This window comes from Aeromonas sp. FDAARGOS 1406 (assembly GCF_019048565.1).
GTDB classification, from domain to species: domain Bacteria; phylum Pseudomonadota; class Gammaproteobacteria; order Enterobacterales; family Aeromonadaceae; genus Aeromonas; species Aeromonas caviae.
In genome coordinates, this window is record NZ_CP077378.1 from 1,826,796 (window position 1) to 1,851,694 (window position 24,899).

General features: G+C 61.9%; 18 protein-coding genes, 14 tRNA genes, 1 pseudogene and 1 riboswitch. Of the genes and pseudogenes, 14 read left to right on the forward strand and 19 right to left on the reverse strand.

Annotated elements, in window-relative coordinates; translation table 11 throughout:
- Positions 1–135: 135 nt before the first annotated feature.
- Positions 136–219, reverse strand: a riboswitch (cyclic di-GMP riboswitch).
- A 293-nt stretch (positions 220–512) separates the two neighbouring features.
- Complete coding sequence (locus I6L36_RS08515; RefSeq protein WP_109112971.1) at positions 513–2,654, forward strand: ExeM/NucH family extracellular endonuclease; 2,142 nt, start codon at positions 513–515, stop codon at positions 2,652–2,654.
- 834 nt (positions 2,655–3,488) lie between these two features.
- Here the strand turns inward: I6L36_RS08515 and I6L36_RS08520 are convergent.
- The 6 genes from I6L36_RS08520 to gltX all read right to left on the reverse strand — a co-directional run bounded on the left by I6L36_RS08520 (position 3,489) and on the right by gltX (position 6,057).
- Positions 3,489–3,564, reverse strand: a tRNA-Ala gene (locus tag I6L36_RS08520).
- 34 nt (positions 3,565–3,598) lie between these two features.
- Positions 3,599–3,674: transfer RNA gene (locus I6L36_RS08525), tRNA-Ala, on the reverse strand.
- A 48-nt stretch (positions 3,675–3,722) separates the two neighbouring features.
- Positions 3,723–3,798: transfer RNA gene (locus tag I6L36_RS08530), tRNA-Ala, on the reverse strand.
- 63 nt (positions 3,799–3,861) lie between these two features.
- Positions 3,862–3,937, reverse strand: a tRNA-Ala gene (locus tag I6L36_RS08535).
- Positions 3,938–3,965: 28 nt separating this feature from the next.
- A tRNA-Ala gene (locus I6L36_RS08540) sits at positions 3,966–4,041 on the reverse strand.
- A 600-nt stretch (positions 4,042–4,641) separates the two neighbouring features.
- Positions 4,642–6,057: a glutamate--tRNA ligase gene (gene gltX, locus I6L36_RS08545; RefSeq protein WP_109112527.1), complete on the reverse strand. Its 1,416-nt coding sequence runs from the start codon at positions 6,055–6,057 to the stop codon at positions 4,642–4,644.
- A gap of 263 nt (positions 6,058–6,320) precedes the next feature.
- Here gltX and I6L36_RS08550 point away from each other — a divergent pair, with 263 nt between their 5' ends.
- The 3 genes from I6L36_RS08550 (at position 6,321) to I6L36_RS08560 (ending at position 9,685) form a co-directional block, all read left to right on the forward strand.
- Positions 6,321–8,426 (forward strand): methyl-accepting chemotaxis protein, encoded by a 2,106-nt coding sequence (locus tag I6L36_RS08550; protein WP_109112528.1) that lies wholly within the window; start codon positions 6,321–6,323, stop codon positions 8,424–8,426.
- Positions 8,427–8,522: 96 nt separating this feature from the next.
- Positions 8,523–9,182: a LysM-like peptidoglycan-binding domain-containing protein gene (locus I6L36_RS08555; protein WP_010675484.1), complete on the forward strand. Its 660-nt coding sequence runs from the start codon at positions 8,523–8,525 to the stop codon at positions 9,180–9,182.
- A gap of 293 nt (positions 9,183–9,475) precedes the next feature.
- Complete coding sequence (locus I6L36_RS08560; protein WP_005297820.1) at positions 9,476–9,685, forward strand: cold-shock protein; 210 nt, start codon at positions 9,476–9,478, stop codon at positions 9,683–9,685.
- A 702-nt stretch (positions 9,686–10,387) separates the two neighbouring features.
- On the opposite strand, the gene I6L36_RS08565 is transcribed toward I6L36_RS08560, so the two are convergent.
- From I6L36_RS08565 to orn, 8 genes are all read right to left on the reverse strand, one after another.
- Positions 10,388–10,463 (reverse strand) — tRNA-Gly (locus I6L36_RS08565).
- 24 nt (positions 10,464–10,487) lie between these two features.
- Positions 10,488–10,563 (reverse strand) — tRNA-Gly (locus I6L36_RS08570).
- A gap of 38 nt (positions 10,564–10,601) precedes the next feature.
- A tRNA-Gly gene (locus tag I6L36_RS08575) sits at positions 10,602–10,677 on the reverse strand.
- A gap of 24 nt (positions 10,678–10,701) precedes the next feature.
- Positions 10,702–10,777, reverse strand: a tRNA-Gly gene (locus tag I6L36_RS08580).
- 114 nt (positions 10,778–10,891) lie between these two features.
- Positions 10,892–10,967 (reverse strand) — tRNA-Gly (locus I6L36_RS08585).
- A 32-nt stretch (positions 10,968–10,999) separates the two neighbouring features.
- A tRNA-Gly gene (locus I6L36_RS08590) sits at positions 11,000–11,075 on the reverse strand.
- 25 nt (positions 11,076–11,100) lie between these two features.
- Positions 11,101–11,176, reverse strand: a tRNA-Gly gene (locus I6L36_RS08595).
- A gap of 177 nt (positions 11,177–11,353) precedes the next feature.
- Positions 11,354–11,899: an oligoribonuclease gene (gene orn / locus I6L36_RS08600; RefSeq protein ID WP_042014296.1), complete on the reverse strand. Its 546-nt coding sequence runs from the start codon at positions 11,897–11,899 to the stop codon at positions 11,354–11,356.
- 91 nt (positions 11,900–11,990) lie between these two features.
- Between orn and rsgA the strand changes: the two genes are divergently transcribed.
- From rsgA to I6L36_RS08625, 5 genes are read left to right on the forward strand one after another with little or no spacing between them, the layout of a single operon-like run.
- Positions 11,991–13,025 carry a small ribosomal subunit biogenesis GTPase RsgA gene (gene rsgA, locus I6L36_RS08605; RefSeq protein WP_039040203.1) on the forward strand — a complete coding sequence of 345 codons (1,035 nt, stop codon included), beginning with the start codon at positions 11,991–11,993 and terminating at the stop codon, positions 13,023–13,025.
- Between the two features lie 29 nt (positions 13,026–13,054).
- The gene (asd, locus tag I6L36_RS08610) at positions 13,055–13,927 is read left to right on the forward strand and encodes an archaetidylserine decarboxylase (protein WP_052816309.1); all 873 of its coding nucleotides are present in this window, start codon (positions 13,055–13,057) and stop codon (positions 13,925–13,927) included.
- Positions 13,924–14,172, forward strand: a complete 249-nt coding sequence (locus tag I6L36_RS08615; protein ID WP_010675488.1) for a VF530 family DNA-binding protein — start codon at positions 13,924–13,926, stop codon at positions 14,170–14,172. The genes asd and I6L36_RS08615 overlap by 4 nt, the downstream gene beginning before the upstream one ends.
- Positions 14,173–14,176: 4 nt before the next feature.
- Complete coding sequence (locus I6L36_RS08620) at positions 14,177–14,428, forward strand: DUF2960 domain-containing protein (RefSeq protein WP_010675489.1); 252 nt, start codon at positions 14,177–14,179, stop codon at positions 14,426–14,428.
- A 2-nt stretch (positions 14,429–14,430) separates the two neighbouring features.
- The gene (locus I6L36_RS08625; RefSeq protein WP_042014295.1) at positions 14,431–14,832 is read left to right on the forward strand and encodes a hypothetical protein; all 402 of its coding nucleotides are present in this window, start codon (positions 14,431–14,433) and stop codon (positions 14,830–14,832) included.
- Positions 14,833–14,928: 96 nt separating this feature from the next.
- Here the strand turns inward: I6L36_RS08625 and I6L36_RS08630 are convergent, their stop codons facing one another.
- Entirely contained in the window at positions 14,929–15,423 is a 495-nt protein-coding gene (locus I6L36_RS08630; protein ID WP_029314787.1) for a hypothetical protein, read from the reverse strand.
- A gap of 166 nt (positions 15,424–15,589) precedes the next feature.
- Between I6L36_RS08630 and I6L36_RS08635 the strand changes: the two genes are divergently transcribed.
- Positions 15,590–17,563: an EAL domain-containing protein gene (locus I6L36_RS08635; RefSeq protein WP_010675492.1), complete on the forward strand. Its 1,974-nt coding sequence runs from the start codon at positions 15,590–15,592 to the stop codon at positions 17,561–17,563.
- Between the two features lie 68 nt (positions 17,564–17,631).
- Here the strand turns inward: I6L36_RS08635 and rraB are convergent, their stop codons facing one another.
- A complete protein-coding gene (gene rraB / locus I6L36_RS08640) occupies positions 17,632–17,967 on the reverse strand; it encodes a ribonuclease E inhibitor RraB (RefSeq protein WP_010675493.1) in 336 nt (111 codons plus the stop codon).
- A gap of 381 nt (positions 17,968–18,348) precedes the next feature.
- On the opposite strand from rraB, the gene I6L36_RS08645 reads away from it, so the two are divergent.
- Together I6L36_RS08645 and I6L36_RS08650 are read left to right on the forward strand one after the other, a co-directional pair.
- Positions 18,349–18,424, forward strand: a tRNA-Phe gene (locus tag I6L36_RS08645).
- Positions 18,425–18,429: 5 nt separating this feature from the next.
- Positions 18,430–18,505: transfer RNA gene (locus tag I6L36_RS08650), tRNA-Asn, on the forward strand.
- Between the two features lie 284 nt (positions 18,506–18,789).
- On the opposite strand, the gene I6L36_RS08655 is transcribed toward I6L36_RS08650, so the two are convergent.
- Positions 18,790–19,011, reverse strand: a complete 222-nt coding sequence (locus I6L36_RS08655; protein WP_010675494.1) for a hypothetical protein — start codon at positions 19,009–19,011, stop codon at positions 18,790–18,792.
- A 155-nt stretch (positions 19,012–19,166) separates the two neighbouring features.
- Positions 19,167–19,301 carry a hypothetical protein gene (locus I6L36_RS22165; RefSeq protein ID WP_080989908.1) on the reverse strand — a complete coding sequence of 45 codons (135 nt, stop codon included), beginning with the start codon at positions 19,299–19,301 and terminating at the stop codon, positions 19,167–19,169.
- Positions 19,302–19,537: 236 nt separating this feature from the next.
- Here I6L36_RS22165 and I6L36_RS08660 point away from each other — a divergent pair, with 236 nt between their 5' ends.
- Together I6L36_RS08660 and I6L36_RS08665 are read left to right on the forward strand one after the other, a co-directional pair.
- A complete protein-coding gene (locus I6L36_RS08660; protein ID WP_052815207.1) occupies positions 19,538–20,815 on the forward strand; it encodes an alpha/beta hydrolase in 1,278 nt (425 codons plus the stop codon).
- Between the two features lie 97 nt (positions 20,816–20,912).
- A complete protein-coding gene (locus I6L36_RS08665) occupies positions 20,913–24,473 on the forward strand; it encodes an ATP-binding cassette domain-containing protein (protein ID WP_052815206.1) in 3,561 nt (1,186 codons plus the stop codon).
- A 153-nt stretch (positions 24,474–24,626) separates the two neighbouring features.
- Here the strand turns inward: I6L36_RS08665 and I6L36_RS22170 are convergent.
- A pseudogene (locus I6L36_RS22170) lies at positions 24,627–24,734 on the reverse strand (YgdI/YgdR family lipoprotein); the annotation flags it as partial.
- Between the last annotated feature and the right edge of the window lie 165 nt (positions 24,735–24,899).

The window sequence follows — 24,899 nt, forward strand, 5'->3', positions numbered from 1 at the left end:
CTGGGCCTCAAGATCTGTTGCATATTGTTATCTTCCTTGTTTTGTCTTGGCTTCAATGCCGGGAAAAGCGCAATCGCAACAGGGAACAAGGGAGCGACAACAGGCCATGGACGGGCCACAAACCCTCAAGTCACCCTGGGTAACCCCGCTGTCTGGCCCGGATGGGACAGATCGGAGGCTTTGCGTCCCGGCATCACTGCCGGTTTGCCCTTTGCCTGGGTTCCGTGAGGAACGGCTCGAGTATAGGAAGCAAGTGACCACTGCTCAATCTTTATTCTCGAAGGAAAATATGTGAATGCTGGCCGCCTCACACTTTTCGCTCCTACCTGATGACAAATAGATCATCAATATCAAACTGTTAGCCACGTCAAAAAATGGCAAATGGGCTCCTTTGTCTCCTCATAATGTGCGTTGGTTCACTGGTCAGAGCTGCCAGAAATGTGACAATGCGCGCCCTTGGCCACGATGCCAAGGCTATGGAAACACTGGCAAAAATAAAAAAAGGAATACCCATGAAAGGAACACCTACCCTGCTGTCGCTGGCCGTGGGGCTCGCGCTCGCGTCCCCGTCTCTCTACGCCGCCGGCTTCAGTTGCCCGGCCGACAGTGCCCTCACCCCCATCCCCGCCATCCAGGGCAGTGGCGACAAGAGCCCCCTCGTCCCGGACGATCAGTTCGAAAGCACCCAGAGCGTCTCGGTCAAGGCGGTGGTCTCGGGTCTGGGCGAAAGCCTCAACAAGGGCTTCTACCTGCTGGATGTGCAGGGGGACGGCAACCCCGAGACGTCGGACGGCATTTTCGTCTACCTCAACGACAAGAACTTCGCCAGCAAGTACCCGGATATCCAGCCGGGTGCCCTGGTCTGTCTGGAGGCCAAGGTCGAGGAGTATTACGGCCACACCCAGCTCAAGCCCCTGTTTGACGGCAGCACGCCGCGCCTGACGACCCTGGCCCAGGGCGCCGCCCCGGCCGCCACGGCGCTGCGGGTACTGGAGGGGGAAACCCTGGCCCGAGCCCTGGAACGTCACGAAGGGATGCGGGTGCGCCTCGACGCCGACAGCGCCCTCAAGATCAGCCGCAACTTCAGCTACGACTATGCCGCCCGGCGCAACAACCTGGTGCTCGCTCACGGCGCCCCGCTGATGAAGCCGACCCAGCTCCATGTAGCGAGCAGCCCCGAGGCCGTGGCGCTGGCCGAGGCCAACGCCAGCAACCGCGTCTTCCTCGAGTCGGACGTCAAGGCGGGGGACGGCAAGCTCCCCTGGCTGCCCGCCTGGGAGCCGGAGCAGGGTTACCTGCGCATCGGCGATGCCCCGGTCAACCTGGAGGCCATGGTCGGCTACAGCTACAACGAGTACCGCCTGATCGTGCCCCGGGATCAGACCATCACCGCGGGGGATCTGCTGCGCACCGGCGACAACGACCGCCAGAGCGCCCCGGCCCGCCTGGATGGCACCGACCTGCGCATCGGCAGCTTCAACGTGCTCAACTACTTCACCAGCCACTCCAGCGTGGGGGGCGCCCTCAACGTGCTCTGCGCGGATCAGGCGGATGCGGACAGCGCCAAGGGCTGCAACCGCGGCGCCAAGAGCCTGGAGGAGTTCCAGTTGCAGCGCGCCAAGATCGTCAACGCCATCACCGAAATGGACGCCGACCTGCTCGGCCTGATGGAGATGGAGAACAACGGCTTTGACGAGCACGCCGCCCTCCACGATCTGGTGGAGAGCCTCAACGCCAGGCAGAAGGAGGCGAGCAAGCACTACGCCTTCGTCACCCTGCCCAAGGCCCTGCTCACGGAGGATCGCTTCTTTGGCGGCGACGCCATCATGGTGGCCATGATCTACCGCCCCGCCCTGCTCACCCCGAGCGGGGATGCCGACGTTATCCCCCTGCCCCAGCAGCGCTACACCACGGGCGGCGTCACCAAGAGCGCCGGTCAGCGGGACTCCCTGGTCCAGCGCTTCACCGTGGCGGGCAGCGACGCCCCCCTGACCCTGGTGGTCAACCACCTCAAGTCCAAGGGGTCGGGCTGCTATGAAAACGGAGATGGCAAGACGGAGCCTGCGGACCTGCAGGGCAAGTGCACCGAGTTTCGGGTGAGCGCCGCCAAGGTGTTGGGGGAGGCGGTGAGCAAGATGCCGGGCCAGGTGCTGCTGGTGGGGGACTTCAACTCCTACGCCAAGGAGGATCCCATCCGAGTGCTGACCGACTATGCGCCGGTCGCGGGGGAGCGCCAGATCCGCTCCGCCTCCCACACCTACATCGGCGACAAGCCCTATGAGCAGATGGGCCAGACGGTGGCCAAGGGTTACGGCCTGGTGGATCTGAACGTCAAGTTCAACCAGGAGAAGGCCATCTCCTACAGCTACGAGGCCGAGCTCGGCACCCTGGACTACGCCCTCGCCAACCCGGCGCTGGCTGACAAGGTGGTGGCGGTGGCCGACTGGCACATCAACTCCTTCGAGAGCAACCTGTTCGAATATGGCAGCGCCTACACCGGCGATCTCATCAAGTCGGACAACCCCTTCAGCGCCTCGGACCACGACCCCGTCATCGTTGACCTCAAGCTCAAGGAAGCGAGCAAGGGGGGTGGCGGCGCCATGGGCGCCCTGCTGCTGGCCCTGTTGCCGCTCGCCTGGCGGCGCCGTCGCTAAGACGCGGCATCCTCGATGCCAGGTGCAAAGCCCGCGATGATCGCGCAATGCTGTTCAGATAAGCACATTTTTGACTAATTATTCATAAATGCGACTTGAGTTGGGGGAGCAAGGCTGTTTCCAGTCGATGTTCCTTCAGCCTTTATCCAGCGTGGCTTGCAATAGAAAGAGGGAGGCATCATGCCTCCCTCATTTTTTAGCCCTGATACTACGTGGACTGGAACTCAAATTCTCTTAAGTGAACAGCATTGCGCGATGATCGCGGGCTTTTTTTGTGCCAGGGCCATTTGAAAAACAAATGCAAAGGGCCACATCATGGGATGAATAAATACCCTGTTGCCCCCGCCTCGCCCCTTTCCCGGGGACTGGCATCCTGCCGACGGGGAAACCCGGTACTGACACCAGGGGCCGGATGGCGTATCCCGCGGGCTGCCGAACGAGCCAACCGCCACGCGGCAGAGGATGGCATCGCGCAGCCCGCGCCATGGCCATGGCGGCATCGGCGCCAATCCCCACCCTCACCCCCGTCAGCGGCGGCCAGGGCCGCTGATGCCCTCGCGGACAGGGTGAAGCGCCATCGCAGGCTGCCGAACGAGCCAACCGCCACGCGGCAGAGGATGGCATCGTGCAGCCCGCGCCGTGGCCATAGCGGCATCGGCGCCAATCCCCACCCTCCCCCCCGTCAGCGGCGGCCAGGGCCGCTGACGTCCTCGCGGACAGGGTGAAACGCCATTTGCCAGACAAATGCAAAGGGCGAGATCATGGGAGATCCAAATGACAGGCAAACAAAAAGGCCACCGCGATGCGGTGGCCTTGGTGCTTTCTTGCGAAATATGGTGGAGCTACGCGGGATCGAACCGCGGACCTCTTGCATGCCATGCAAGCGCTCTCCCAGCTGAGCTATAACCCCGATGTGTGTGAGTGACACTGAATCACTCTGAATTTGGTGGAGCTACGCGGGATCGAACCGCGGACCTCTTGCATGCCATGCAAGCGCTCTCCCAGCTGAGCTATAACCCCAAATTCGGTACTGAATGAATGGTTCTGGCGGCCATTCATCCTCAATAATGGTGGAGCTACGCGGGATCGAACCGCGGACCTCTTGCATGCCATGCAAGCGCTCTCCCAGCTGAGCTATAACCCCACAAAGGTCGGCCTGGGTGATACACACCGCACTGCCCTGGGTACTTCATGTCAATCGGGAACCTGGTGGAGCTACGCGGGATCGAACCGCGGACCTCTTGCATGCCATGCAAGCGCTCTCCCAGCTGAGCTATAACCCCTTGGATTCCAGATTGTTCGAGGAGAATTTGGTGGAGCTACGCGGGATCGAACCGCGGACCTCTTGCATGCCATGCAAGCGCTCTCCCAGCTGAGCTATAACCCCAACTCACCTCGGCGCTACCAAAGTTATCTCTGGCAACGGAGGCGCATGATAGGCATCACCCGCTTTGCTGTCAACCCAAAATTCTCGCCCACTGGAGCGTTTAGTCAAAATTCAGGCAGTTAGCTGTTTTTACCGCCAACCTCGTCTCTATGTCGCTGTTTTACGTCGCAAATCCGCTTGAGGCCAAAATACGAAGGGCCCCCGTCAGGGCAATGCTGTTCACTTAAGAGAATTTGAGTTCCAGTCCACGTAGTATCAGGGCTAAAAAATGAGGGAGGCATGATGCCTCCCTCTTTCTATTGCAAGCCACGCTGGATAAAGGCTGAAGGAACATCGACTGGAAACAGCCTTGCTCCCCCAACTCAAGTCGCATTTATGAATAATTAGTCAAAAATGTGCTTATCTGAACAGCATTGCCCCGTCAGGGAGCCCTTTTCATGCCATGGCCGATGTTTATTCAGCGGCCATGCGCGCTTCGATATACGCCAAAGCGCGATCTATACGGGCGAGGACCCACTCCTTGCCCACCAGCGCCATCACGGCGTCGATGGCAGGGGAAAGATTACCCCAGACCGGTGACGGCAATGTGCGGCGGCAAGCTTACTCGGCGGCCATGCGCGCTTCGATATACGCCAGGGCGCGGTCGATGCGGGCGAGGACCCGCTCCTTGCCCACCAGCGCCATCACGGCATCGATGGCAGGAGACTGGCCCAAACCGGTGACGGCCACACGCAGCGGCATGCCGACCTTGCCCATGCCCTGACCCAATTCGGCGGCGGTCGCTTCAATCAGCTCGTGCAGCGCCTCGGTGGTCCAGGTCTCCAGGGCCGCCAGCTTGGTCTTGGCCAGCGCCAGCGGCTCGGCAGCCACGCCGCGCAGGTGCTTCTTGGCAGCGGCTTCGTCAATGGCTTCGTACTCTTCGAACAGGTAGCGGCTCTGGGCGGCCATCTCGACCAGGGTGTTGCAGCGCTCGGCCAGCAGGGTGACCACGTCAGCCAGCGCCGGGCCATTGCTGGTATCGATCTGCTGGTGTTCCATGTGCCAGGCCAGGTGCTTGGCCACATAGGCCGGATCCAGGCTACGCATGTAGTGGTTGTTCAGCCACAAGAGCTTGTCGGTGTTGAAGGCGGAGGCGGACTTGGAGATGGCATCCAGGCTGAACAGCTTGATCATCTCGTCCAGGGTGAAGATCTCCTGATCGCCGTGGGACCAGCCCAGACGCACCAGATAGTTCAGCAGCGCTTCCGGCAGGTAACCGTCGTCGCGGTACTGCATGACGGAGACGGCGCCGTGGCGCTTGGAGAGCTTGGCGCCGTCGTCACCCAGGATCATGGAGACGTGGGCAAATTCCGGTACCGGCGCGTTCAGCGCCTTGTAGATGTTGATCTGGCGCGGGGTGTTGTTGATGTGGTCTTCCCCACGCACCACGTGGGTGATCTCCATGTCCCAATCATCGACTACAACACAGAAGTTGTAGGTCGGCGCGCCATCGGTACGGCGGATGATGAGATCGTCCAGCTCGGTGTTGGCGAACTCGATGCGGCCACGGACGTGGTCATCGAACACCACGGACCCTTCGGTCGGGTTGCGGAAGCGGATCACGTGCGGCGCATCGGCCGGGTGATCGTGGGCGCCATTCCGGCACTTGCCGTCATAGCGGGGCTTCTCGCCGTTGGCCATCTGGCCTTCACGCAGCGCTTCCAGACGCTCTTTGGAGCAGTAGCACTTGTAGGCGCGGCCGTCGGCCAGCATCTCGTCGATGAGGCCGTTGTAGCGATCGAAGCGTTTGGTCTGGTAGTAGGGGCCCTCATCCCAGTTCAGCTCCAGCCATTCCATGCCCTCAATGATGGCGTCGATGGCCTCCTGAGTGGAACGTTCCAGATCGGTATCCTCGATACGCAGCACAAACTCACCGCCCTGGTTCTTTGCAAACAACCAGGAATAGAGTGCGGTACGGGCACCGCCGACATGCAAAAAGCCGGTCGGGCTGGGAGCAAAACGGGTTTTGACTTTCATCTTTAAGCCTTGTGTAGAGGGCCTTGGGCCAATTCGTTAAAAAAACCGTCGCATTTTAGCACCGACAATGACGGATGGGAAAACCATGGCGAGGCAGAGGGGAAAATAGGGTCTATTCCCGCAAAAACCGCTGTTTTAGAGTGATGTCTCAGAATTTTCCCTTTTTTCCCGCTTAGCTAGGCGAGGTCGCTGGAGAGATCTCCCGCACAGCCGATACTTCAGTCACCCCGTCAACGAACCCTCAACGATACAAGGAACGCGCGATGCAGTTTCGTTCTATCCAGAATCGTATCCTGGTACTGGCCGGTGTCGCCATGACCACGGCCCTGGTCATCCTGATCCTGCTCAACCAGTATTCAGGTCGGCAGACCCAGCAGCTCACCATCGACTCCAGCCGCGCCGCCCTGCAACAGGAGGCGTGGCAGAAGGTGAGCGCCAACGCCCGTGCCGAGGCCGCCACCATCACCCAGCTGCTGCAAAAGGGGCTCTCCTACACCCAGCAGATGGCCAGCGTCTTCGCCCGCCAGCAGGAGGGCAAGCTGCCGCTGGATCGCCAGCAAGCCACCGACCTGCTCAAGGCCCAGCTTGCTTTGGAGCCCCAGCTCTATGGCGCCTTCGCGGGCTTCGAACCCAACGGCTTCGACGGCCAGGACGAAAGCTTCGCCGGCCAGAGCGCGCTCGGCAGTGACGACAAGGGGCGCTTCGTTCCCTACTTCTACCGCGACAAGGAGCAGATCGGCAGCGATCTGCTGCTCTCCATCGAAAAGAGCGATCCGGACGAGTTCGGCAACCCGGCCAACGATTACTACGCCTGCCCGAAACGGGAGGGGCGCCCCTGCCTCATCGATCCCTTCAAGGTGGACATCAACGGCCAGCAGGTGCTGGTGAGCACCATCACTACCCCCATCCTGGTGGATGGCCGGTTCAAGGGCATCGCCGCGCTGGATCTGGCGGTGGACTCCATCAGCCGCCAGGCCCAGTCCCTCAACAGCAACATCTATGACGGCAAGGGGGAAACCCTGATCGTCAGCGCCGCCGGTGTCATCACCGGTACCAGCGGCGACGCCAGCCTGCTCGGCAGCCGCGCCGACAAGGTGCTCGGCAACGGCTGGCAGCAGTACCTCAAACCGGACGTGCAGCGCCAGGAGCTCACCGACGCGTTTCGCATCTCGGTGCCCATCGCGGTGCCCGGCATGGCCCGCAACTGGGCCATCATCGTCACCCTGCCCTACAAGGTGGTGCTGGCGGGAGCGGACGAGCTGGCACGCCAGCTCACCGACATGAACCGCGCCGCCATGACCCAGCAGCTCATCGGTGCCCTCATCGTACTGGCGCTGGCCCTTGGCACCATGCTGGTCATTGCCCGCAGCATCACGGGCCCCATCCGCCAGATGGTCAGCCTGGTGGATGACATCGCCGACGGCGACGGGGATCTCACCAAGCGTCTGGAGAGCCGCTCAAGGGACGAGCTGGGGGCCCTGGCCCGGGGCATCAACCGCTTCATCGACAAGCTGCAGGCCCTGCTCGGGGATGTGCAGAAGACCGCGAGCGAGGTCCATCGCCACGCCGGGGACACCGATCGCATCGCCGGCCAGACCGACAGCAACCTGCAGCATCACCAGGCGGAGATGGAGCAGATGCTGACCGCGGTGCAGGAGATGTCCTATGTCAGCCAGGAGGTGGCCACCCACGCCAACAACACCGCCGACTCCGCCAAGCAGGCCCAGAGCGCGGCGGACGAGGGCAAGGTACGCTTCCAGCGGGTGATCCACTCCATGCACAAGGTGGCTGCCGAGGCGGGCAAGGGCGCCGAGGTGGTGGAAGGGTTGGCTCACGACAGCGAGCAGATCACCAGCATCCTCACCGTCATCCAGGGGATCGCCGATCAGACCAACCTGCTGGCGCTCAACGCCGCCATCGAGGCGGCCCGGGCCGGCGAGCAGGGGCGCGGTTTTGCGGTGGTGGCCGACGAGGTGCGCAAGCTGGCGGGCAACACCCAGCAGGCGGTGCAGAATACCCAGGAGCTGATCGACAAGATCCGCCACAGCTCCACCAACGCGGTCAACGCCATCCAGCAGAGCCAGCAGCTGACCCATCAGGCGGTGGGGGAAGCGGATCAGGCGGAGGCGGCCCTCGGCAGCATCTTCCAGGCCATCGCCACCATCAACGACATGACCTACCAGATCGCCTCCGCCGCCGAGGAGCAGAGCTCGGTTTCCGAGACCGTCTCCGGCAATCTGTCAAAAACCAGCGCACTGGCCAACGACATCGCCAGGGACGCCACCAGCACGGCCAACGCCAGTCAGGCCTTGCGTCAGGCGGCGGAACGTTTGCAGCAATTGTTGGGTCAGTTTCGTCTCAGCAGATAATTTTCATGCTCCGGACTCTCCCCCTCGGGGACGAGTCCGTTTACCATAGGCGGCATATTTGCCTGATGGCAGGCAATGTAGTGAGAGGTAAATGCCGTGCCCACCCCGGACCGTCGCCCACGTGGCCATAACAGACGAGCCCAGCAGCGTCGCCAAGACGAATCACAAGGAACCCTGCTCCAACGTATCAACGCGGCTACCCTGCCCCTGCGTCAGCGTCTCGGCCAGGGCATGAGTGGCCTGGGTCAGCGCAACAAGGAGCCGAAGGCGGCCTCGTTCAAGCTGGCAAGTCCCCTGCCCCGCAAACACACCATAGGGTTGCTGGTGCTGATCCCGCTCTGGCTGCTGGTGCTAGCCTGGGAGCCCGCTCCCGCCGCCCCGACCACGGCGCCGTCAGGCTCCCTGGCGGTCCCCCTGGCCGTGCCGGCCCAGGCCCTGACCGTCGGCAACGCCGGTGAGCCCCAGGCCGCCAAGCCCGTCGAGGAGAAAGTGGATGGCACCTGGTTGCAGCACGACGTGCAGGCCGGTGAAACCCTCTACTCCATCTTCCGCAAGTTCGAGCTGCCGGGGGCCGAGCTCAGCCGGCTCATCGCCATCGAAGGGCCGGACAGGCCGCTGACCCGGCTGCAGTCGGGCAAGTCGGTGTTCATCCTGGTGGACACCAGCCGCCGCATCCAGCGGGTCGAGGTCCGCTCTCTCGGTCAGGTCAGCTACCGCTACGACCGCCAGGGGGAAGGGTTCGCCCTCAAGGAATAAGGGGCTCGACCACCCCCCTTATGTAGACGGGAGGCCATGGCTTCCCGTTTTTTTTGATGTGAAGCATGAAACAAGCTGCTGACTTCACAATACTTTTAGCTCGCTCAAAAAATGAAAAGTGCCAAATTGACAAGGGATCGGGCTCCAGTACAATCGGTCAGGCTTTAGACAGGGATTGTGCTACATGCTACTGGGACAAAGAGACGTGGTCAGTCATGCTTCAACCCCTGACTTCCAGGCAAATGCTGCCCAACCAGGCTTAGTTTCATTTTGTTATAGATAGGACTTACCACATGTCTGACATTCGCACCGGCCAAGTAAAATGGTTCAACGAAACCAAGGGTTTTGGCTTCATCGAGCAATCCCAGGGACCGGACGTTTTCGTTCACTTCTCCTCCATCCAGAGCGCAGGTTTCAAGACCCTGGCTGAAGGTCAAAAAGTCCAGTTCACTGTGACCCAGGGCAAAAAAGGCCCTCAGGCCGAGAACGTCACCGTTATCTGAGCCAGCGCCAGTGAACCCGTAGGAGGAGCCATCGCCCCTCCTATTTTTTTGCCCGCGATCTTTCCTTCCCGACCGGCAGAGCTCTTGCCGGGCTTGCCATCCCCACCTGCAAGCCGCTTATGGCCGCCACCAGCCGCTATAAATCAAAATTATGAGTTTTGGTTAAATGCCCCGGTTTTAACTTATAGCGAGCCACTGTCTGTCATTCAGGCCCTGCCAAGCCTGTTAGCCGACCGCAAAGGGTTGTGCCCGATCTCCGGGAGGCTATTAGCAAGCAATACATCTTGGTCTTATGACTTGGGATGTGCGGGGAAGAGAGAAAGCAGGCAAACGCCGGATACGACAAATCATCGCGGCGCTATGTGATGGGCAATTCAAAGGGATTATGAGGACGTCGAAGAGAAATTGGAGCGGGAAACGAGACTCGAACTCGCGACCCCAGCCTTGGCAAGCGCGGATCATGCTCTACCAACAGGACGCGGCAGTGATGGTACTGAGAAACTGGATTCGTGTACTTGGGGGAGAGATTGAATTCGAAGGGTTCGAAGAGAGATTGGAGCGGGAAACGAGACTCGAACTCGCGACCCCGACCTTGGCAAGCGCGGATCATGCTCTACCAACAGGACGCAGCAGTGATGGTACTGAGAAACTGGATTCGTGTACTTGGGGGAGAGATTGAATTCGAAGGGTTCGAAGAGAGATTGGAGCGGGAAACGAGACTCGAACTCGCGACCCCGACCTTGGCAAGGTCGTGCTCTACCAACTGAGCTATTCCCGCAACAGGATGTCATCTGCAAGTGATTGGAGCGGGAAACGAGACTCGAACTCGCGACCCCGACCTTGGCAAGGTCGTGCTCTACCAACTGAGCTATTCCCGCAACGGAATATCACTTACACATATCTACTGGACACTGTTTGGAGCGGGAAACGAGACTCGAACTCGCGACCCCGACCTTGGCAAGGTCGTGCTCTACCAACTGAGCTATTCCCGCAACAGAATGTCATCTGCAAGTGATTGGAGCGGGAAACGAGACTCGAACTCGCGACCCCGACCTTGGCAAGGTCGTGCTCTACCAACTGAGCTATTCCCGCATCGGAATATCACTTACATATTTTTGGAGCCAGCAACGAGAATCGCGCTCGCTACCCCGACCTTGGCAAGCACTGAACATGCTCTACCAACGCGGTGACTCCGGCACTGCATATTGGAGCGGGAAACGAGACTCGAACTCGCGACCCCGACCTTGGCAAGGTCGTGCTCTACCAACTGAGCTATTCCCGCAACATGGATTGTCTTGAGGCTGTGCTGATGATTGGAGCGGGAAACGAGACTCGAACTCGCGACCCCGACCTTGGCAAGGTCGTGCTCTACCAACTGAGCTATTCCCGCATCGGAACGTCATCAGCAAACATTTTGGAGCGGGAAACGAGACTCGAACTCGCGACCCCGACCTTGGCAAGGTCGTGCTCTACCAACTGAGCTATTCCCGCAAAACCTGAAAACAGACCGTACAGCATTTGGTTGCTTGCGCTACTGTACGGGAGCCGAATTATAAGAGCAGACATTCCAATTGCAAGGGCTTTTTTGTCTGGTTGCAGCCGTTCGCTCAAAAGCTGGCCGAACTGCTGATTTTAGCAACCGAACGACGGCAAACCCTTGCCAGCCACTCAGATTTTGAAGACGTGGGCGCGGTAGAACTGCAGTTCGGCAATGGATTCGCGGATGTCGTCCAGCGCCTGGTGGGAACCGCTCTTCTTGAACTGATCCAGCAGTTCAGGCTGCCAACGACGGACCAGCTCCTTGATGGTGCTGACGTCCACGTTGCGGTAATGAAAGAAGGCTTCCAGATCGCTCATGTGCTTGACCATGAAGCGGCGATCCTGGCCGATGCTGTTGCCGCACAGGGGGCTGGTGCGCTCCGGCACCCACTGGCGAATGAAGGCGAGGGTCTCGGCAACGGCCTTGGCCTCGTCGTATTCACTCGCCTTGACCCGGGCCACCAGCCCGCTCTTGGTGTGGGTGTTGACGTTCCAGTCATCCATCTTGCCCAGCTCTTCCTCGCTCTGGTGGATGGCGATGACCGGCCCTTCGGCCAGCACGTTCAGGTCCTTGTCGGTGACGATGGTGGCGATCTCCAGTACCACGTTCTCTTCGGGGTCCAGACCCGTCATCTCCATGTCGATCCATACCAGGTTCTGCGCGCTGACTGTCATGATTGCTCTCTCTATTGGGAGGAATGGCGGAATTTTGCCAATTTGCATGTATCATACTGGCTTTGAATCTGTTCATAAACTGGCAAACCCCGTGGCAAAGAAAGCAAAACTCAATCTGGGTCAACAAAGGCGCGTCCAGGCCAACCGCGAGCGGCGGCTGCAAAAAGAGCACACCACAGTGGTGGATGACACCCTGTTCGGCCCCGCCATCGAAGGGGTGGTGATCAGCCGTTTCGGCCAGCACGCGGATGTCGAGGCAAGCGATGGTGCCATCCACCGCAGCAACCTGCGGCGCAGCAGCATCAGCAGCCTGGTGTGCGGCGACAAGGTGGTGTGGCGCCCCGGCCTCAATGCCGCGACTGCCGGCGTCATCGAGGCGGTGCATCCGCGCCACTCGGTGCTGACCCGGCCGGACTTCTACGACGGGGTCAAACCCATCGCCGCCAACATCGACCAGATCATCATCGTCTCGGCGGTGATGCCCGAGTTCTCCACCAACATCGTCGACCGCTACCTGGTGGCGGCAGAAGATGTGGAGATAGCGCCCCTCATCGTGCTGAACAAGGTCGACATGCTCGATGACGCGGCCCGCGCCCGTATCGAGCACCAGCTCGAGACCTACCGCAAGCTCGGTTACGAGGTGCTGCTGGTGAGCTGCGAGAGCGGTGAGGGCATCGACGCCTTAAAGGCGGCGCTCACCGACAAGATCAGCATCTTCGTGGGCCAGTCCGGGGTGGGCAAGTCGTCCCTCACCAACGCCCTGATGCCGGGGCTGGACGTGCTCACCGGCGAGATCTCCGAGAACTCGGGGCTCGGCCAGCACACCACCACCACGGCGCGGCTCTACCACTTCCCGAGCGGCGGCGATCTCATCGACTCCCCCGGGATCCGCGAGTTCGCCCTCTGGCACCTGGAAGCCGACCGCATCACCTGGTGCTTCGTCGAGTTTCGCGACTACCTGGGTGGCTGCAAGTTCCGCGACTGCACCCACAAGGACGATCCCGGCTGCGCCCTGCGCGCCGCGGTCGAAGCGGGCGCCATCAGCGCCGATCGCTTCCACAACTACCACCGCATCCTGGAAACCATGCAGGAAGCCCGCCACGGTCGCCAACAGGCGCGGCTGTGACCCGTTCAACTAATTCCCAGATGAAGATCATGAGCATCACTGACAACCTGAAAATTGCCGGTCAATACTGCCTGCCCAAACACGCCCTCTCCCGCCTGGTGGGCAAACTTGCCGCCGCCGAAGCGGGCAACCTCACCACCAGGGTGATCGAGGCCTTTATCAAGCAGTACCAGGTCGACATGAGCGAGGCGCTGCACGAGAGCCCTGCCCACTACAAGAGCTTCAACGAATTCTTCACCCGCGAGCTCAAGCCCGGCATCCGCCCCGTGGTGGAAGACGCCATGACCCTGGCCCTGCCGGTGGATGGCACCGTCAGCCAGCTCGGGCCCATCAGCCAAGGTCGCATCATCCAGGCCAAGGGCCACGACTACAGCGCCCGCGAGCTGCTGGGGGGCTATGAGGATCTGGTGGCCCCGTTCAAGGATGGCGACTTCGCTACCATCTATCTGGCACCCAAGGATTACCACCGCATCCACATGCCGCTGGACGGCGTGCTGGAGAGCATGGTGTTCGTGCCGGGGGATCTCTTCTCCGTCAACCCCCTCACCGCCGAGAACGTGCCCAACCTGTTTGCCCGCAACGAGCGGGTGGTGGCCACCTTCCGAACCCCCCACGGCCCCATGGCCCTGGTGCTGGTCGGTGCCACTATCGTGGCCAGCATCGAAACCATCTGGGCCGGCAACATAGCGCCGACCAAAGAGAAGAAGGTGGTGCGCTGGGACTACACCGGCGATGAAGCCATCACCCTGCAAAAGGGGGCCGAGATGGGCCTGTTCAAGCTGGGCAGCACAGTCGTCTGCCTGTTTGGCCCGGGCATGCTGGCCGGTTTCGAGCCGCACCTGGCCAACGGGGTCACCACCCGCATGGGTCAGCCCTTTGCCACCCTGGCGGCGCAGGTATGAGCGATCAACCCACTTCCCAGAAGAACAACCCGCTGCACGGGCTGACCCTGGAGGCCATCGTCACCGCCCTGGTCGCGCACTATGGCTGGGAAGCGCTGGGGCAGCAGATCAATATCCGCTGCTTCACCGATAATCCCAGCATCAAGTCCAGCCTGAAGTTCTTGCGCAAGACCCCCTGGGCCAGAGAGAAGGTCGAAAGCCTCTATCTGTACGTCCAGCGCAAGCAGGCCAAAGAGAAGGAGTGACGCCATGGCGTTCAAGATTACCTACACCTACAAGAAGCAGGCCAGGGAGATTGGCTATGCCAACGACAAGTTCAACAGCATCTATGATGCCGTTGCCGCCGCCGAGGGGATCGATCTGACCCGCTTCCACGCCATGGAAGAGCAGTTGGCCCAGGTGTGCCGCCGCGACAAGAAGAGCGTGAAGGATTACCGGGAGAACTACTTCAAGGAACTGGGCTTCTCCAACATCGTCATTGAACGGGACGCCAAGGAGTAACCATGCGCACCCTGACCCTGATGGCGGCCACCCTGCTGCTGGCCGCCTGCAACACGACACCGAAGGAGCCCCTGGTCGGCGCGGATCGCGACGAACATGGCTGCATCGGCAGCGCGGGCTATCAATGGTCGGCGCTGGCAGGCCAGTGCGTGCGTCTGTTCGAGCAGGGCATTCGCCTCAACCCGACCGATGCCGGTCAGACCGTCAGCGCTTTCGTGCTGTTCAATGCCGATCAGAGTCAGGCCGAGCTGACCCTGCCAGAGGGCGAGCCGATCCGGCTGATCCGCCAGGGCGAAGAGGGCAACTGGTCCTGGCAGGGCGGCGGCTATCAGCTCTTCCCCTGGAAGGGGTATGTGCTCAAGTCCGGCGACCATGTGCTCTATCACGGCGATCTGACCCCCTGATCCTCGTCATCCCTCCCCTCACGCCCTGATGGGCGCAGAGCAGGCATAAAAAAACCCCGTTGCACGCAACGGGGTTTTTCATGATACCCGGCAGGATCAGTTGCCGAGGGTGGAGAACAGGCTCTGTTCCAGGCTGCCGCGGGAGACGCACACCGGGGTGATGGAGGGAGCCAGTACTCGCTCGCCGGAGGACTCGACGAAGTAGAGCTGGGTATTGCCCTTGACATTCACGGTGGCGACGCTGTTGTTGCCGCTCTGGGTGATGATCAGGTTGATCTGCAGGTTGGGGTTGCCCAGCGCCACCTTGGACCCCATGGTGCCGCAATCCAGCCACTCCAGACCATCGGCCGAGTTTTCCACGTTGGCGGTCATCAGACCGGCACCACGCTGGCTGTTCTCGATGTTCAGACCGTGATCGCCGAACCACTTCTCGGCACGGGCCCACACCAGATCCACCGGGATCGCCATCTCCTGGGTGTTGTTGGTTGCCTTGGCAACCGGCGGGGTATAGCGATACTGCTCGCCGCCGTTGTTGTCGCTCGCACAACCCACCATCAACAGGGCCAGGGCGCCCCCCATTATCTTCTTCATGCTGCTTCTCTCATCCATAAGGCCATAGGCCGACCGGCGGCTATTATGGCGATCGCGACACAGGCTGTCAGCAGGGATCCGCACAAATGGCGTACTCTTAACCCAGGCTTTACAAAACCCACCTGTTATCATAGATTTGCTCGAAGTCTCCCCCGTGAGTGCTCTCGTGACTTCTTCGCTCTCCCTGGCGCTGCTGCAGCAGATCATCGACCAGTTACCCATGAATATCTTCTGCCGGGACAAGCACGGACGGTACCTGTTTGCCAACAAGGCATTCGCCAGGGAAGCCGGCCTGCAAGACCCGAGCGAACTCATTGGCAAGAGCGATGCCGAGATGCCCTGGGGGGATGTATTCCGGGAGGAAGATGACCGCCTGCTGGCCGACGGCAAACCCCTGCTGCACCAGCAGCTCCATTGCCACAGCGGCGAAGGCGCCAGCTGGATGGAGATCAACAAGGTTCCCCTGTATGACGAGCACGGCGACCCCATCGCCCTGTTTGCCATGGTCAGCGCCATCGATCAGCGCAAGGAGCTGGAGCAAACCTTCCGCCAGCAGCAGTTGCTGCAACGCCGCCTGCTGGATGCCATTCCCGACCTCATCCGTCTCGAGGATCATCAGGGCGTGCTCATCGACTGCAACCAGGCCTTTCTCGACTTCATGGGGCTGGTGGCAAGCGAGGCTCTGGGTCGGCGCGTCCCGCCCCGGCTGCCCGTCGAACAAACCCTGGGTCAGGGGGAGTATTGCGTGGTGGATGCCCAGGGCAGAGGCCGCCATCTGGAGGTCACCCGGGTCGAGGTGCCGGATGACGAGGGCAACTCCCTCGGCATCCTGACCCTTAGCCGCGACATCACCGGGCTGCGCACCACCCAGGCCCAGTTGCAGCAAGAGCAGCACTACGACAGCCTGACCGGCCTGCTCAAGCTCTCCCACTTCCTGCAGACCAGCCGTCATCTGGGGGCCCGCAAGGCCAGCCTGCTGCTGGTGGATCTGCAACATTTTCGCGAGATCAACGATCGCTTCGGCATACGGGTCGCCGACCGCCTGCTGAGCCAGGTGGCCCGCCGCCTGCAACGACTGGCGCCGCCCCAGTCCCTGCTCTGTCGGGTCGCGGCGGATGACTTCGCCCTGCTGCTGCCCGAGCTCCCCCTCTCTCTGGATGCGTGGAGCCGCAACCTGCAGCAGGAGCTGATGACGCCCTATCAGGTCGAGGAGCACAGGATCCAGATCCCGGTGTTCCTCGGCATCGCCCATGGCAAGGCCAAGGATGCCGAGCGTCTGCTGAGCCACGCCGAGGCCGCCCTGGCCCAGGGCAAGCGCCAGCAGCAGCACTGTACCCTGTTCGACCCCGCACTCGATGCCAAGCTCAAACGCCGCCAGCTCATCGCCGCCCAGTTGCCACTCGCCATCAAGTCCGCCGAGCTGACCGCCGTCTACCAGCCCATCATCTGTACCCACAGCAACCGGCTGCACGGGGCAGAGCTGCTCTGCCGCTGGCCCCATCCCGAATTCGGCATGGTCTCCCCCGACGAGTTCATCCCGCTGGCGGAGGAGCTGGGGCTCATCGGCCAGCTCGGCCAGCTGATGCTGGAGCTCGGCTGTGCCCAGCTTGCCCGCTGGCAGGTGGCGGCCCCGGACCTGGTGCTCTCCATCAACCTCTCGCCCCTGCAGTTCCGCGATCCCGAGCTCTGCCCTCAGATCTTCGACTGCATCGCGCGCCACGGGCTCGCCCCCTGGCAACTGGAGCTGGAGATCACCGAAGGGGTGCTGATGGAGAATGCCGACGAGATTGAGAGCAACCTGGCCAGCCTCATCGAGGCGGGCTTCCAGCTCGCCATCGACGACTTCGGCACCGGCTACTGCTCCCTCGCCTACCTTCCCAGGCTGCAGGTGGCGACCCTCAAGCTCGACAAGAGCTTCACCCAGGGGCTGGCCACCAACCAGGCCACCACCGCCATCGTGCGTTCCGTCATCGGGTTGGGCCATGAACTTGGCATCAAGATCACCGCCGAAGGGGTGGAGACGCCGGAGCAGCAGGCCTGGCTGGTGCAGGTCGGTTGCGATCGGCTGCAAGGCTATCTGTTCAGCCGCCCCCTCCCACCGGCCGACTTTGCCCGCAGCTATCAGCTGCCGGAGCAGTAAGCCAGCAACAACAAGGCCACCCGAGGGTGGCCTTGTTGTTTTTGCAAAGCGTGCATGATCTGGCGCACTTACTCCTGGAAATAGGTGCCCCAGCCGTCGTAGTCCACCCCGTATTTCTCGAGGATGGGCAGCATCTTCTCGATGTCGGCGACGATGGTGTCGATGTCCAGCTTGCACTCCACCATGGCGTCGAAACAGAAGATGGTGGCGCCGTCGTCCAGCTCCATCTCCTCGGCGTCGGTCACTTCGAAACCGGCCTTGAACAGATCGACCGCCGCCTTCTCCAGCAGATCGAACTTCTGGCAGGCAAAGTGGTGCTCAATCTCGTAATCCAGATCCGGGTTGCTGCCATCGGCCAGCAGCTCGTTGACGATGGCGGCGGTCTCTTCGCGCCACTCTTGCATATTGGTATTCATATAAACCCCAGGCGGTGTTGGATGGATGTCACCCCTGCCAGCCGCGTCGGCCCGGACCATGGCCAGGGGATGAGTGCGGCAAAGCATACCCGCAGAGCGCGGCAGGCTCAATCGATGGGCCAAGATAACTGGCGCCTCTCCCGGCTTGGCGCCAGCGGGCAGCCCTCGGCACGTCAGGCAGCCCGCCATCCTTCATGATGTTCTGCTGGCCGCCGGCCCGCCCTGCCCCACAGGCGCCCCTCTTTTCATGGTTAAAACCGGGAAACCGGTCCAATCACGGGAAGATTGCTCGGATATCGAGCGAACGGTACATCAATCTGCGGCCTGTGGTTGACACCTCAGTCCAGAAAGGGTTTAATGCGCGCCGTTGCCCAGATAGCTCAGTCGGTAGAGCAGGGGATTGAAAATCCCCGTGTCGGCGGTTCGATTCCGTCTCTGGGCACCAACTATTCCTCCTTAGTTCAGTCGGTAGAACGGCGGACTGTTAATCCGTATGTCACTGGTTCAAGTCCAGTAGGAGGAGCCAAATTCGAAAGGCCCGCTCAGATGAGCGCAATGCTGTTCAGATAAGCACATTTTTGACTAATTATTCATAAATGCGACTTGAGTTGGGGGAGCAAGGCTGTTTCCAGTCGATGTTCCTTCAGCCTTTATCCAGCGTGGCTTGCAATAGAAAGAGGGAGGCATCATGCCTCCCTCATTTTTTAGCCCTGATACTACGTGGACTGGAACTCAAATTCTCTTAAGTGAACAGCATTGCGCTCAGATGAGCGGGCCTTTTTGCATCTGTCATTTACTCACATGCCGGGGCTAGTAGTGGTTTTCGTCCCCATGCCATACGTGTCCGGCCGAGCAGGCCCGGGCGACTTCGTGGCAGGGGTCGTCCGCATGGCGGCGGAAGAAGTGCTGATCCTGTTGCAGCAGGAGCGAACTCATCGAGTGGCTCATGCCAGCCAGTGCCTCGCCGGCGGTCAATCCTGCAACCCGGTGATCTGTGGCCAAATGAGCCAGGACTTTTTCACGACTGTTCATGATCGCCTCCCTGTGTGGATCCGGTCGTAAATTGACCATAGCAGCCGTACTCTGCATACCGCAAACCCGCGCCAACAAAGGGCTACAGGCAGGTCCCGCCCTTCTGCTCCGGCATGAAAAAACCCGCTCATGACAAGCGGGTCTGTTTCACTCAGCTAACCGCCGTTGCAGGCCGCCAGCAACAGAGTGGCACCCCAGGTGGCGCTGAACACCAGCAAACCCACCTGCAGCACCCCCTCCGGATCCCTCTGTGTGCGTCTCTTGCGAACACGTATCCATCTCGGCTTCATCGAGCCAACTCCATCCAGTTTCCTGCACCCGGGGTGCTGACCTATCCCTGCCCATCCCGGCAGGCGGCTCATCTTTGTCCAGTTGCAGCCCGCCGTCAACTGCGGCGAAACCACACCTTGTACGGCACCGACCTCAGGCTCCATCTCTGTTAACAATCTGGAAAACCGGCGTGACCCGCTCCTGCGCCAGGGCTATGATGAGGCCGACGATTTTCCTACCCTCAGGGAGACCCCAGATGAGCAGCCCCTTGCACTATGTGCTGGATGGCATCCATTGCGAGCCACACTTTTTTACCGTGCCCCTCGACCACCAGCATCCCGACGAGGAGGCGACCCTCACCCTGTTTGGCCGCACCCTCTGCCGCAAGGACAAGCTGGATGATGACCTGCCCTGGCTGCTCTATTTGCAAGGGGGCCCGGGCTTCGGCGCTCCTCGCCCGACCGCCGATGGCGGCTGGATCAAGCGGGCCCTGCAGGAGTTTCGGGTGCTGCTGCTCGATCAGCGCGGCACCGGCCACTCCACCCCCATCAGTGCTGACGCCCTGGCGGGGATGACCCCAAGTGAGCAGGCGGATTACCTCGGCCATTTTCGCGCCGACAGCATAGTGCGCGACGCCGAATGCATTCGCGAGGTGCTGAGCCCGGGGCGCCCCTGGAGCCTGCTCGGCCAGAGTTTCGGCGGCTTTTGCAGCCTTACCTATCTCTCGTTGTTCCCGCGGAGCCTGCACGAGGTCTACCTCACCGGCGGCGTGGCACCCATCGGGCGCAGTGCGGATGAGGTCTACCGCGCCACCTACCAGCGGGTGGCGGACAAGAACCGCGCCTTCTTCACCCGCTTCCCCCATGCACAGGCCCTGGCCAACCGGCTGGCCAATCACCTGCACCACCACGACGTGCGCCTGCCCAACGGCCAGCGCCTGACGGTGGAGCAGTTGCAGCAGCAGGGGCTGGATCTGGGGGCCAGCGGCGCCTTCGAGGCACTTTACTACCTGCTGGAAGACGCCTTCATCGGCGAACGCCTCAACCCCGCCTTCCTCTATCAGGTGCAGGCCATGCAGCCGTTCAACACCAACCCGGTGTTCGCCATCCTGCACGAGCTCATCTATTGCGAAGGGAGTGCCAGCAACTGGGCGGCCGAGCGGGTGAGAAGGGAGTTCCCTTCCCTGGCCTGGGCGCCAGGCAAAGATTTCGCCTTCACCGGTGAGATGATCTTCCCCTGGATGTTCGAGCAGTTCCGCGAGCTCATACCCCTGAAGGAGGCCGCCCACCTGCTTGCCCAGAAAGCGGACTGGGGTCCCCTCTACGACCCGGCGCAGCTGGCCCGCAACACTGTGCCGGTGGCCTGCGCCGTCTATGCCGAGGACATGTACGTGGAGTTTGACTACAGCCGCGACACCCTGAAGGGGCTTGGCAACAGCCGCGCCTGGATCACCAACGAGTACGAACACAACGGCCTGCGGGTCGATGGCGAGCGGATCCTGGATCGGCTCATCCGCATGAACCGGGATCGCTGATCCCGCCGGGCGCACGCCCGCAGCAAGACAACAAGTTCGAGGGCGGCCCATGAGCCGCCCCGCCCATGGAAGCAACACAAAACAACAAGGACACCCATTGGATCATCCGGAAATCTCGGCCGGCTGGCTGAGTCGCCTCTTCTATCGCTGGACCGGCCCGCTGCTGCACAAGGGGCTCACCCAGCCCCAGGTCAGTCTCGACGATCTCTATCCCCTGCTGCCGGAAGACAGGCGCGACGGCCGCGCCGACGCCTTCCTCGCGCTCACCGCCCGCCAGCCGGTGCGCCCCTGGCCCCTGACCGCCTTTATCTGGCGCCATTACAAGGGACGAATTGGCCTGCTCACCCTGCTGCAACTGCTCGGCATGCTCGCCACCCTGACCAGCCCCTGGCTGCTCAACCACAGCATGACCCAGCTCGGCACCGATGCCACCACCGGCCACAAGCTGCTGCTGGCCCTGGCCCTGTTCGCCTCCGTGCTCGCCGCCGGCATGCTGGCGGAGCACTCCCTGCAACTGGCCCTCAAGATGCACGTGCCCATCCGCCGTCTGCTGGCCGAATCCCTGCTCGCCAAGGTGATGAAGCAGGGTGGCAAGAGCTTCGACGACAGGGCCGGCGGCCGGGTTCAGAACCTCATCAACCGGGACGTGTGGGACATCACTTGGATTCTTGCGGACCCCGCCATGCCGGTCACCATGGCGCTGCAACTCATCGGCACCATCGCCCTGCTGGTGTGGCAGGTGGGCAGTGCCGGTCTGGTGGGCTTCGCGGTGCTGGCCCTGCTGCTGCTCATTTCCACCCGGGTGGTACGGCGAATGAACCAGCAGGAGCAGCAGCTCAAGCGTCAACAGGACGAGCGCAACGGCATCCTGGCGGAATACATCAAGAAGCTGCGGCTGGTGCGCCAGAACGGGCTTGGCCCCTTCTTCACCCGGGCGGCCAACACCAAGCGCCAGCAGGAATTGGGGGTGCTGGGCCGGGTGCTCAGGCTCGATGCCATCAACGAAGGGCTGATGCTGAGCACTCCCCTGCTGGTGACCCTGGCCACCTTCACCACCTACCTGGCGTCGGGCAACACCCTCACCCTGCCCCAGGTGTTCACCACCATCGCCCTGTTTACCGTGCTGCGCATCCCCATGATGCGACTGCCCTACCTCATCCGCACCCTGATCAACTTCAACACCGGCTTCAACCGGCTGTGCGAGTTCCTGAACAGCCCGGAGCAGCATCGGGAACTCGATGATCCCAGCTTGCCGGTGGGCAGCCTGCGGCTCGACAACGTCACCGCCCTGCACCAGCAAAAACCGGTGCTCGAGGGAGCCAACCTCGCCATCGCACCGGGGGAGCTCGTGGGGATCACCGGGGCCACCGGGGCGGGCAAGAGCTGCCTGCTGCATCTGGTTGCCGGCTTTGACAGCGAGTTTGCCGGCAGCATCCGTCGCCACGGCCGGGTTGCCCATCTGGGCCATAAACCCTGGCTGATGAACGACACCATCCGCAACAACATCCTGTTCGGCCAGCCCTGGCACGCCGAGCGCTATCGTTGGGTGCTCGGCGCCTGCGCCCTCACGGCCGATCTCGCGCTGCTCAGCCACGGGGATCAAACCCTGGTGGGGGAGCTCGGCACCCGCCTCTCCGGCGGCCAGCAACAGCGGGTCGCCCTGGCTCGCGCCCTCTACGCCCGGGCCGATATCCTGCTGCTGGACAACCCCTTGTCTGCGCTCGACCCCATGGTCGCGGCCCAGGTACTGGAGCAGGGGCTCGCCTTCAAGCCGGGGCCGACCCGGCTGCTGGTGAGCCACGACCCGGATGTGCTGGCCAGGTGCGATCGGGTGATCCGCATCGAGCAGGGGCGCCTGGCGGAGCTCGATGCCCACCAGTTGGCGGATCTTGTCCAGCATCCCCAGCCCGCCCCGCCGGTGCCCCCTCAGGAGGCGGAGCAGTTCAGCGAGGAGAAAGTGGTGGAGGGCAAGGTGGACTGGGGGCTGTTTGGCTTCATGTGGCAGCGCCTCGCCGCCCCCGGAGCCATCCTGCTCGTCCTGCTGCTCACCCTGGGCCAGGAGGGGCTGCGCATCGCCTCGGATCTCTGGCTCGGCGGCAAGGCCGAGGTGAGCGACGTCACGACCCTGCTCGGCATCTATGTGCTGCTGGGGGCGGGCTCCCTCGCCTGCATCATGGCGGTGCGAGTCATCAACTACAAACTCGGCCTCAAGCTGGCCTGGACCCTGTTTGACGGCATGCTGGGGCGCATCAGCCGCGCCCCCATGGCCTTCTTCGACAAGGTGCCCCAGGGGCGCATCCTCAACCGCTTCGACCGGGATCTGGGGGAGGCGCAAGAGATGCTGCTCTCCATGCTGGTGGGACTGTTCGGCATGCTGGTGTCCGTGGCCTTGCAGGTGGTGGTGATCGGCATCAATATTCCCCTGCTGCTGCTCATCGCCCCCCTGGTGGGATGGGCGCTCTATGTGTTGCAGCGCCGCTACCGGGCGGTGCAACTCAAGCTGCGGCGCCAGTCCTCGGTGCTGCGCTCCCCGCTCTACATCAGCATCAGCGAGACCATCCGCGGCGCCCCCGCCCTGCGCCTGGCCGGGGCCGAGCGTTTCGCGCTGGACCAGGTGCTGCACCACTATGACAACAACCTGCGCAGCTGGTACACCACCACCTCCATCAACCGCTGGCTCGGCATGCACCAGACCCTGCTCTCCGCCACCCTGGTGGGGGCCGTGGCACTCATGGTGGCCTTTGGCAACAGCCCGCTGCTTGGAGCGGTTGCCATCACCTATGCCTTTACCGCTTCCGCCATGCTCAACTCCCTCATCCGCACCTTTGCCGAGGTGGAACAGGTGATGAACGCGGTGGAGCGGGTGCGCGAATACAGCGAAATAGAGAGCGAACGCCAGGAGGGAGAGGCCCTCGCCACCCCTCATCCCGCAGTGCACTTCGACAACCTGGGGCTGCGCTACCCCCAGACCAGCCAGTGGGCGCTGCACAAGGTGAACTTCGAGCTGGCCCCAGGTGAAAAGGTGGGTGTGTGCGGGCGTACCGGGGCAGGCAAAAGCTCCCTGCTGGGGGTATTGCAGGCCATGTATCCCGCCTCCCAGGGAGAGATCTTCTACGGCGAGCAGCCACTGTCCCGGCTGGCACCGGAGGCGGTGCGCGATCTCTACGACACCGTCTCCCAGATCCCGCTCATCTTCTTTGGCTCCTTGCGGGCCAATCTGGCGCCCCTGACCGAGCATGACGACGCGGCACTGGAGCAGGCGCTGGCCCGGGTGGGCCTCGCCGAGCGCTGCGCCGGGCGGCTGGACGAGGATCTCGACAGGCTGCAACTCTCCGCCGGCGAGACCCAGTTGTTGGTGATCGCCCGCATCCTGCTGTCACGCCGACCGCTCATCGTGCTGGACGAAGCCACCTCGGACCTCGATCACGGCGGCATGCGCAAGATGACGGAGCTGCTCTACCGCTACCGGCCGGAGGCCAGCTATCTGGTGATCGCCCACCATCTGGAGCCGCTCTTGTCGGTGGACAAGGTGGTGGTGATGGAGGCCGGCACCGTGGTGGAGCAGGGTTCGCCGGTGAGCCTGCTGGCCAACTCCCACTCCCGCTTCCACCAGCTGTTTGCCGGCCAGGTCAACCGTCAAGTGCCCCAGACGGCATGAGCGCCAAAAATAACAAGGGCTGCCCGCGGGCAGCCCTTGTTGCTTGAGGAGAGCCTCAACGCTCCATGATCTGGGTGATGTCGTCCTTGTTGATATGCACCTCCCGCCCTCTTCATCGTAATAGCGATACATGCCTGTGGTCTCGTCCAACCTGGGTTTGCTGTCGGTGGCAATCATCTTGCCATCCTTGGTGCTCATGATGTATTGGGAGCTGCACCCCGCCAATCCCAACAGACAAATCAGCATCATCACAGCTTTCATCACTCTCCCCTTCTTCACGCTCACCCTGGCGGTGATAGGTGAAGCCTAGCTCAACCGGATGGCCCGTTTACCTTGATTGCAGCAACAGGATTCACAGAAAGAATCCACCTGCTATAGCCATTGAAAATGATCTATCAAGAAAAGAAAGACCGGACATCTGTCCGG

What these genes read in the sequence shown, in the direction of transcription:
- I6L36_RS08620 (WP_010675489.1), top strand. Translation starts at nt 14,177, where the DNA reads ATGGCGTTCAAGATTACCTACACCTACAAGAAGCAGGCCAGGGAGATT.
- I6L36_RS08630 (WP_029314787.1), bottom strand. Translation starts at nt 15,423, where the DNA reads ATGAAGAAGATAATGGGGGGCGCCCTGGCCCTGTTGATGGTGGGTTGT.
- I6L36_RS08655 (WP_010675494.1), bottom strand. Translation starts at nt 19,011, where the DNA reads ATGAACAGTCGTGAAAAAGTCCTGGCTCATTTGGCCACAGATCACCGG.
- I6L36_RS08660 (WP_052815207.1), top strand. Translation starts at nt 19,538, where the DNA reads ATGAGCAGCCCCTTGCACTATGTGCTGGATGGCATCCATTGCGAGCCA.
- I6L36_RS08550 (WP_109112528.1), top strand. Translation starts at nt 6,321, where the DNA reads ATGCAGTTTCGTTCTATCCAGAATCGTATCCTGGTACTGGCCGGTGTC.
- orn (WP_042014296.1), bottom strand. Translation starts at nt 11,899, where the DNA reads ATGACAGTCAGCGCGCAGAACCTGGTATGGATCGACATGGAGATGACG.
- I6L36_RS08625 (WP_042014295.1), top strand. Translation starts at nt 14,431, where the DNA reads ATGCGCACCCTGACCCTGATGGCGGCCACCCTGCTGCTGGCCGCCTGC.
- gltX (WP_109112527.1), bottom strand. Translation starts at nt 6,057, where the DNA reads ATGAAAGTCAAAACCCGTTTTGCTCCCAGCCCGACCGGCTTTTTGCAT.
- asd (WP_052816309.1), top strand. Translation starts at nt 13,055, where the DNA reads ATGAGCATCACTGACAACCTGAAAATTGCCGGTCAATACTGCCTGCCC.
- rraB (WP_010675493.1), bottom strand. Translation starts at nt 17,967, where the DNA reads ATGCAAGAGTGGCGCGAAGAGACCGCCGCCATCGTCAACGAGCTGCTG.
- I6L36_RS08515 (WP_109112971.1), top strand. Translation starts at nt 513, where the DNA reads ATGAAAGGAACACCTACCCTGCTGTCGCTGGCCGTGGGGCTCGCGCTC.
- I6L36_RS08615 (WP_010675488.1), top strand. Translation starts at nt 13,924, where the DNA reads ATGAGCGATCAACCCACTTCCCAGAAGAACAACCCGCTGCACGGGCTG.
- I6L36_RS22165 (WP_080989908.1), bottom strand. Translation starts at nt 19,301, where the DNA reads ATGAAGCCGAGATGGATACGTGTTCGCAAGAGACGCACACAGAGGGAT.
- I6L36_RS08560 (WP_005297820.1), top strand. Translation starts at nt 9,476, where the DNA reads ATGTCTGACATTCGCACCGGCCAAGTAAAATGGTTCAACGAAACCAAG.